Origin of the sequence: Dactylosporangium sp. NPDC051541 (genome assembly GCF_044454505.1) — a bacterium.
In the GTDB taxonomy this organism is placed as follows: Bacteria; Actinomycetota; Actinomycetes; order Mycobacteriales; family Micromonosporaceae; genus Dactylosporangium.
This window is the reverse complement of sequence record NZ_JBITDU010000013.1, coordinates 227,900-235,763: the sequence shown is the minus strand read 5'-3', so window position 1 is coordinate 235,763 and position 7,864 is coordinate 227,900. Positions and strand designations below refer to the sequence as shown.

Annotated in this window: 8 protein-coding genes; 1 reads left to right on the top strand and 7 read right to left on the bottom strand. The window is 71.4% G+C overall.

All coding sequences use genetic code 11. From position 1 onward, the window contains the following. The 6 genes from ACIA8L_RS42640 to ACIA8L_RS42615 form a co-directional block, all read right to left on the bottom strand. Positions 1 to 215 (bottom strand): hypothetical protein (locus ACIA8L_RS42640; RefSeq protein WP_395913781.1); only part of this gene is annotated, 215 nt, incomplete at its 3' end. Between the two features lie 197 nt (positions 216 to 412). Continuing rightward, on the bottom strand, positions 413 to 1,171 hold the full coding sequence (locus ACIA8L_RS42635; RefSeq protein ID WP_395913779.1) for an ABC transporter permease: 759 nt from the start codon (positions 1,169 to 1,171) through the stop codon (positions 413 to 415). Next, positions 1,161 to 2,009, bottom strand: a complete 849-nt coding sequence (locus tag ACIA8L_RS42630) for an ABC transporter ATP-binding protein (RefSeq protein ID WP_395913778.1) — start codon at positions 2,007 to 2,009, stop codon at positions 1,161 to 1,163. The genes ACIA8L_RS42635 and ACIA8L_RS42630 overlap by 11 nt, the downstream gene beginning before the upstream one ends. A gap of 44 nt (positions 2,010 to 2,053) precedes the next feature. Continuing rightward, positions 2,054 to 2,839, bottom strand: a complete 786-nt coding sequence (locus tag ACIA8L_RS42625; RefSeq protein ID WP_395913776.1) for an ABC transporter permease subunit — start codon at positions 2,837 to 2,839, stop codon at positions 2,054 to 2,056. Then, complete coding sequence (locus tag ACIA8L_RS42620) at positions 2,836 to 3,717, bottom strand: ATP-binding cassette domain-containing protein (RefSeq protein WP_395913774.1); 882 nt, start codon at positions 3,715 to 3,717, stop codon at positions 2,836 to 2,838. Before ACIA8L_RS42620 ends, ACIA8L_RS42625 begins: the two co-directional genes overlap by 4 nt. Then, on the bottom strand, positions 3,707 to 4,078 hold the full coding sequence (locus ACIA8L_RS42615; protein ID WP_395913772.1) for a GntR family transcriptional regulator: 372 nt from the start codon (positions 4,076 to 4,078) through the stop codon (positions 3,707 to 3,709). The genes ACIA8L_RS42620 and ACIA8L_RS42615 overlap by 11 nt, the downstream gene beginning before the upstream one ends. 111 nt (positions 4,079 to 4,189) lie before the next feature. Here ACIA8L_RS42615 and lepB point away from each other — a divergent pair, with 111 nt between their 5' ends. Next, positions 4,190 to 4,750 carry a signal peptidase I gene (gene lepB / locus ACIA8L_RS42610; RefSeq protein WP_395913771.1) on the top strand — a complete coding sequence of 187 codons (561 nt, stop codon included), beginning with the start codon at positions 4,190 to 4,192 and terminating at the stop codon, positions 4,748 to 4,750. Positions 4,751 to 4,949: 199 nt separating this feature from the next. Here lepB and ACIA8L_RS42605 read toward each other — a convergent pair whose 3' ends face one another. Beyond that, on the bottom strand, positions 4,950 to 7,784 hold the full coding sequence (locus ACIA8L_RS42605; protein ID WP_395913769.1) for an FAD-binding and (Fe-S)-binding domain-containing protein: 2,835 nt from the start codon (positions 7,782 to 7,784) through the stop codon (positions 4,950 to 4,952). Positions 7,785 to 7,864: the final 80 nt, after the last annotated feature.

Here is a 7,864-nt window from a genome sequence, read left to right as displayed (position 1 = left end):
AGCGCCGCAGAACCGCACACCGCGCGAACGCTCACCGCGCGAACGAGTGACGCGGAAATGCGCGGTGCACGGACGAGCGCCGCAGAACCGCACACCGCGCGAACGCTCACCGCGCGAACGAGTGACGCGGAAATGCGCGGTGCACGGACGAGCGCCGCAGAACCGCACACCGGACGGACGAGCGCCGCAGCAATGCGCAGCGCATAAACGCTCACCGCGCAAACGCGCAGTGCACAGACGAGCGCCCGCGCAAACGCGCAGCGCTCGAACGCGCACCGTGCGAACGCTCACGGCGCGAACGCGCAGCGTGCGAACGCGCAGCGTGCGAATGTTGGCCGCGGAAACGCGTGGTGCACGAATGACCGACGAGCTACGAGCGACGAGCGACGTGCGCGGCGATCGGGCGTGGGCATCAGGCGGGTGCTGTTCGGTCGCGACGGCTGGTGCGGGGTGGGAGCGGGTCGACGCGGAAGCGCCACAGGGCGAAGGCCAAGGCCGCCGCTGACCAGGCCACGAGCACGGCCACGGCGGTCCAGGACTCGGTGAGCGTGGCCGGGGCCGCACCCAGCAGGCGGTTCAGGTGAGTCAGCGGGCTCGCCTCGGCCAACGCGGCGGCCCACGCCGGGAGCTCGCCGACCGGGAAGAACACGCCCGACAGCAGGACCACCGGCAGGAGTGTGGTGGACAGGAGGGTCGCGGCCGCGTCACCCCGCGGGACGAGCTGCGCCACCGCTACGCCGATCAGGCCGACCGCGATCGCACCCAAGAGCAGGCCCGCGATCAGCCACGCCCACGCAGCAGGGCGCGCGGAGTACAGCGCAAAACCGAGCACCCCCACGAGCACGCTCTGCACAACCGCGACGACCACCGTGGCCGCGACCCGGCCGCCGACGTGCTGCCACAGCGGCAGCGGCGTGGCCCGCAGGCGTTTGAGTACGCCGGTGTCGCGGCTGGCGACCAGGGACGCGGCCAGGGTCGTGTAGCAGGTCGACGCGACGCCGAGGGTGATCATCGAGGCGACCAGGCGCCAGTGGTAGCCGGGCTCCCGCGCGTGGTCGCTGATCGCGGCCAGCAGGACTATCAGGGCGAGCGGCGTGCCGGCCGCGGCGATCAGGGTGCGCGGCGCACGGACGAAAATGCGCAGCTGGTACGCGCACAGCTCATACAGCATGCCGGCTCCCGATGAGCGAAAGGTATGTGGCCTCGAGCGTGGGGCGGGTGACGCTGAGCTCGGCCAGCTCGGCCCCGGCGCGGACGTGCTCGGCAAGGGCCGCGGTCGGGGTCCGGGTGCGCAGCTCGAACGGTTCGCCGGACGGGTGACGGAAGCGGATCGTGGTCTCGGCGTCGAGGTGGCCGCCCAAGGTCCGGGGGTCGCCGGCCGCGACGATCCGGCCACCGGCGACGACGACCACGCGGTCGGCGAGCTCGGCCGCCTCGTCGAGGTAGTGCGTGGTGAGCAGAACCGTGCAACCGGCCGCGGCCGTTTCGCGCACGACCTGCCACGTGTCGCGGCGCGCCTCCGGGTCGAAGCCGGTCGTCGGCTCGTCGAGGAACAGCACGTCCGGTCGGCCGATCAAGGCCAGGGCGAGGTCGGCGCGGCGCTGCTGGCCGCCGGAGAGCACGCCGGTGCGGCGGTGCGCGACCGCGGCCAGGCCGAGCTGGTCGAGCAGTTCGGCGGCGGGGCGCGGGGTGCGGTACAGCCGCGAGAAGAGACTGATCGCCTCGGCGACCGTCAGTTGCGGGTCGACGCTGGTGGTCTGCAGCAGCACACCGATCCGGTCGCGCCACGCCGGGCCCGCGGCGGCCGGGTCGGCGCCGAGGACGCGCACGGTGCCGGCGTCGCGGGCACGGTACCCCTCCAGGATCTCGATCATCGAGGTCTTGCCGGCGCCGTTGGGCCCGAGCACGGCCACGACCTCGCCGGGCGCGGCGGTGAGGTCCACGTCGTCGAGGGCCACCCGCCGCCCGTACCGCTTGGTCAGCCCCTTCACTTCGATCATGCCAGTCATCTCTCCCGTGTATACGAGAGAGTTTACACTTTCGAGTCAACAGCTCACCGAACCGTCGCGCCGACCGCTCTGCGCATGAGCAGGACCAGCCCGAACACGTACAGGACGGTGAGACCGGCCGCGGGCCACGCGAACGGGTCGAGGTAGGTGATGTCGGCCGTCCAGTACCGGTCGTCGTCAGGCGAGAACGTCGTCCCCGAAGAGGGCAGGCCGCCCCCGACAGGCAGCAGCGCGGTCGCACCGCACGCGGCGAGCAGCCCGAACGGCCACAGCGCGATGGACAGGATCGCGGTGCGCAGGGTGCTCGCCGTGGTCAGCCCGAGCAGCGCCGCGACGGCGAGGGTGAACACCGCGCGCATCACCATGAACGCGATGTTGTTCAGGTGGAGCAGGTCGAGCAGTTCGTATGTGTCGTTGGCGAGCAGCGTGTAGCGCGCGGCGACCAGCCGGTAGGCGGTGGCCACGACCCCGGCGGTGAGCACGCTCGCGCACAGTGCGACACCGAACTTGGTCAGCACCCACCGCCTGCGCGGCACGGACTGCGTGAGCGCGAACGCCATCGTGTCGTCCGCGCGCTCACCGGCGAACAGCGGCACGCCGAGCAGCAGCCCGATCAGGGTCGGGACGAACGCCGCGGTCAGCTCCATGAGCAGGATCGGCGTCCCGGCCTGGTAGCACCGGTTCGGGTTGACGCAGTCCGGGAGTCCGAGCCCGTCGAGCCGGTGCTGCACCGTGGTGGCCGCGGCCCAGATGACCACTGTGGACAGTGCACTGAGGACGAAAGCGCCGATGAGGTACGGGCGCGACAGCCGCAACGCCAGCCACGTCATGCCGAGGTGTCCCGGCCGCGCAGGTATCCGAGCACGAGGTCCTCCAGGTTCGGGGTGTGCCAGGCCAGGGTGCCGGCCGGGACGGATTCGCGGACGCGGACCAGGGCGGTGAACCCGTCCCCGGCCCGACGCAGCTCAATGACGTCGGCCCCGTCGAGGGCGGCGAGATCGGCCGCGGCCCCGTTGACCAGGCGATGCCCGGCGAGGGCGGCGTCGACCTCGACGGCCGCTCGAACTCGACCCCGGTCGAGCACGACGACGTGGTCGCAGACGCCGGCGAGGTCGGCGACGGCGTGGGTGGAGAGCACGACGGTGGCACCGCCGGCCGCCGCTCCCATCAGCGCGGTCACGGACTCGGCCCGGGCCACCGGGTCCAGCGCGGCCAGGGGCTCGTCGAGAAGCAGCAGGTCGGGCCGCTTGCCGAGGGCCATGATGAGTGCGAGCCGGGCCCGTACCCCCGGCGCCAGGGTGCCGACCCGCGCGGCGAGCGGGAGGGTGGCCGCCTCGGCGAGGTCCCGCGCATACGGGCCGTCCCAGCCGGGGTTGAGCCTGGCCCCCAGGTGCAGCGTCTGCGCGACGGTCAATTGGCTGTACAACGGCGAATTCTGGGCTAGAAAGCCGATGCGCGCGAGGACGCCGTCGCCGGGAGGTCCACTCAGGACGGTGACGGTGCCGCGGTCGGGCCGCAGCAGTCCGGCGGCGGCGCGCAGGAGCGTGGTCTTTCCGGCGCCGTTGCGGCCGACGAGCGCGGTGACAGAGCCGGCGGGGACGGCGAACGAGCAGTCGTCGAGGGCCTTGCGGCCGCCGTAGGCGACGGTCACCGCGTCGGCGATCAGGGCGGGCGCGGGCAGCGAAAGGGCGGCGGGCTCAGGCGACACGGCAGGCCTCGTCGAGCAGGGCGTGCAGGTCGGCCCGGTCGAGCCCGGCGGCGGTGGCGCGGGCGACCCAGTCGGCCAGCTCGGCCCGCAGGTCCTCGACGTCGAGCGGCGGCTGGTCGCGGACGTACGTGCCCGACCCTTGGCGGGCCTCGACGAGCCCGACGGTCTCCAGCTCGCGGTAGGCCTTGAGCACCGTGTTGGGATTGATGCCGAGGCCTTCGGCGACCTCACGCGCGGTAGGCAGACGGTCACCGGCCCGCAGTCGCCCGACCCGGATGGCCTGCCTGACCTGCTGGACGAGCTGTGCGTATACCGCTGTACCACCGCGCCGGTCCACCCGGAACAGCGTCGAAACAACCATTGATGTAGTGAACTAGTGGAATTGCGTTCGCGTCAAGCAATCACACGCTTGTTCAACACGACGCAGGCCGTGCCCCCACGGGTCGGCTCGACTCTGCCAGGATCAACCCCCGTGAGAAGACTGACGTCAATGGCCCTCGCCCTCGTGCTGGCCAGTGCGACCGGCTGCAGCAGTGGCGGTAGCGGCAACGACAGCGGTAACAGCAGCGCACCGGCGGAGACGACCGAGCAGTTCACGCAGGGCGGCCGCAGCATGGAGCCCGGGATCAAGCCCGGTCAGGTCATCTCCGCGCGGCACGTCACCAACTACACCGCGAAACGCGGCGACGTCGTGCTGTTCCATCCGCCCAAGGACTGGACGGCGACCGGATCGCCGATGCTGAAACGGGTCCTGGCCGTCGCCGGCGAGACCATCGCCTGCTGCAACACGGCCGGCAAGATCACCGTCGACGGCGTACCGCTGGACGAGCCATATGTCGCCACGGACGGGCCACTGGACGCGCAGCCCGACCCCCACACCTGCGGGCCCCGCCGCTTCGGGCCCGTGAAGGTGCCGGAGAGCAGCATCTTCGTCGTCGGCGACAACCGTACGGCGTCCAACGACTCCCGCTGCGTGGGCTCGATCCCGGCGTCCGCGGTGTTCGCGGTCGTCACCACGGGAGCAGGGGGCTGACACCTCCGGCTGACGTGCCGCTCATCGGCGTACGGAAGCCGGCGACCGGGCTTCGATCGGCGAACGCTCGGCGACAGCAGTGGACGTTCAACGCCGACGGCTCCGTGGCTGCGATGGGCAACATCGAAGCCCGGTCAAGGCGTCGGTCCCGGCCCCACCGGGAACGGGCGCGCCGCCGCTTCCCGATCTGGACCGGTTGTCACTGCTCGCGCAGCGCCTCGGCCAGGAGCTCGACCAGGTGCTTGCCGTCCTTCTGCGCCAGGTCGGTCGCCTGGGTGCGGCAGGAGAAGCCGTCCGCGAGCAACACGGCGGACGGGTCGGCATTGCGCAGAGCGGGCAGGAGTTGCTGCTCAGCGACAGCGACGGACACCTCGTAGTGTCCGCGTTCGACACCGAAGTTGCCCGCCAGGCCGCAGCAGCCGCCGAGTCGCTGCACGTTCGCACCGGTGGCCTTGAGCAGTTTGGCGTCGGCCTCCCAGCCCATGACGGCGTGGTGGTGGCAGTGCGGCTGGGCGACGACCTGGACGCCGTCCAGGGACGGTGGGGTCCAGCCGGGCGTGCGCGCGAGGAGCTCGGCGACGGTGACGGTGGCCGCGGCGACCTTGCGGGCGGCGTCCGTGTCGAGCAGTTCGACGAGGTCGCTGCGCAGAACGCCGGTGCAGGACGGTTCGAGGCCGACAATCGGGATGCCGCGCTCGATGGCGTCGGCGAGGGCGGTGACAGTACCCCCGAGAATGCGTTTGGCAGTGTCGAGTTGGCCAGTGCTGATCCAGGTCAGCCCGCAGCACGCGGATTCGGTGGTGAGCTCGGGCGCGTAGCCGGCGGAAGTCAGGACCTCGACGGCGGCCTTGGCGATGTCGGGCGCGAAGTGGTCGGTGAAGCTGTCGACGAACAGCAGGACCGGCTGACCTTCGGTCGTCCGCTGCTGTGCGGTCTTGCGGAACCAGCGACGGAATGTGTGCGAAGCGAACGCGGGGATGGAGCGGCGGGCGTCGACTCCGGCGAAGTACAGTGCGATTCCGCGCAGCCCGGGCGCCGCCGTGAGCGCGTTGGCGATCCGCGGCATGCGCGATGCGAGCCGTGACCACATCGGCAGCTTGCCCAGTGAGTAGTGTGCGCGGGGGCGCAGCCGGCCCTTGAAACTCTGGTGCAGCACCTCGGCCTTGTATGCGGCCATGTCGATGCCGGTCGGGCAGTCCGACGCGCAGCCCTTGCAGGACAGGCACAGGTCGAGGGCGTCGTGGACGGCATCCGCGCGCCAGTCGGGGGCCAGGTCGCCGTCGAGCATCTCCTGCAGCACGCGGGCGCGGCCGCGGGTGGAGTCCTTCTCGTTGCGGGTGGCCAGGAACGACGGGCACATGACGCCGCCGAGCGCGGTCGTGTCGGCCCGGCACTTGCCGACGCCGGTGCAGCGGTGCACGGCCTGGTTGAAGTCGCCGTGATCCGAGTGGTAACCGAACGCCAGCGGCTGTTTGACCGTGCGCGCGGCGGACACCCGGATGTTCGCATCGACGGGCTCGGGGTCGACCAGCACACCGGGGTTGAGCAGATTGTTCGGGTCGAATGCGTGTTTGACCGCTTTGAACAGTCCGATCGCGTCCGTGGAGTACATCCGGGACAGCAGCTCACTGCGCGCCCGGCCGTCGCCGTGCTCCCCGGACAGCGACCCGCCGTAGCCGACGACCAGGTCGGCCGCATCTTCCAGAAACGCGCGGAACCTGGCCGGACCGTCCGGTTTATCCAGCGGAAAGTCCAGCCGGACGTGCACGCAGCCGTCACCGAGGTGTCCGTATGGCATCACCGACAGGCCGTGCCGCGCACACAACACGTCGAAATCGCGCAGATAGTCGCCGATCCGAGCAGGCGGAACGGCCGCGTCCTCCCAGCCGGCGTGCGCGGGCAGCCCGGACGGTGCGCGCCCGGCCAGCCCGGCCCCGTCCTCACGAATCCGCCACAACGGCGCGGCCTTGACCGCATCCTCCTCGATCAGCGCGTCGACCGCCCCGGCCGCGTCGACCAGGCGCCGGGCCCGGTCACGGCACTCGTCGAGGTCGTCCCCGGCGATCTCCACAAAAAGCCACGACAAACCACCAGGCAGCGGGGGTACTGCCTGGGCACCGCGACGGCTGCGAACAAGGTCGACGATGCGCGAGTCGATGCCCTCGCACGCGGTCGGGTCGAAGGTGAGGATCGTCGGCACGATGTCGCCCGCGGTGCCGAAGTCGGGGTACCCGAGCACGACGAGCAGCCGATACTTCGGGTCCACGACAAGCCGCACCGTCGCCTCGGTCACCACCGCGAGGGTGCCCTCGCTGCCGACGAGCAGCCCGGTGAGGTCGAGGCCCTTCTCCGGCAACAGGTGCTCGATGGCGTAGCCGGACACCTGCCGCGGGAACGTCGCGAACTCGGTGCGGGCGATGGCGAGGTTGGCCTGCGTGATCGCCTGCAGCGTGTCGGCGATGGCCTTGGCGCCCTCGAGCGTCGGGCGGCCGCGCTCGTCGCGCCCGGTGGAGAAACGCTCACCATCGATCGTGAGCGCGTCGACGCCGACGACATTGTCGGACGTGCGCCCGTAGCCGAGTGTGCGCGATCCGCACGAGTTGTTGCCGATCATGCCGCCGATCGTGCAGCGCGTGTGCGTCGACGGGTCAGGCCCGAACCGCAGGGCGTGCGGCTTCGCGGCCGCCTGCAGCGTGGCGTGCACGGCCCCGGCCTGCACACGCGCGGTCCGGGTGCCCGGGTCGACGCTGAGCACCTTGTCCATGTGCCGGCTGAAGTCGAGCACGACTCCGCGTCCGATCGCGTTGCCGGCCACCGACGTGCCGGCGCCCCGGGCGGTGATGGGGACGCCGAGCGTCCGGCACACCTCGAGCGTGGCTGCGACATCGTCCTCGTGCCGCGGCCGGACGATCGCCCGGGGCACGACGCGGTAGAGCGAGGCGTCGCTGCCGTAGGCCGAGCGGTGGGCCGCGTCGGTGAGGACATCGGCCACTCCGGCCCGGGTCAGCCCCGCCACCAGGTCATCGTTGGACACCCACGCCATCGTAGTCGGCTTCCCGAACACCACCTGCGTGACCTTGCTCGCGGCTAGTATGCGCTTTGCATGAATTGTCG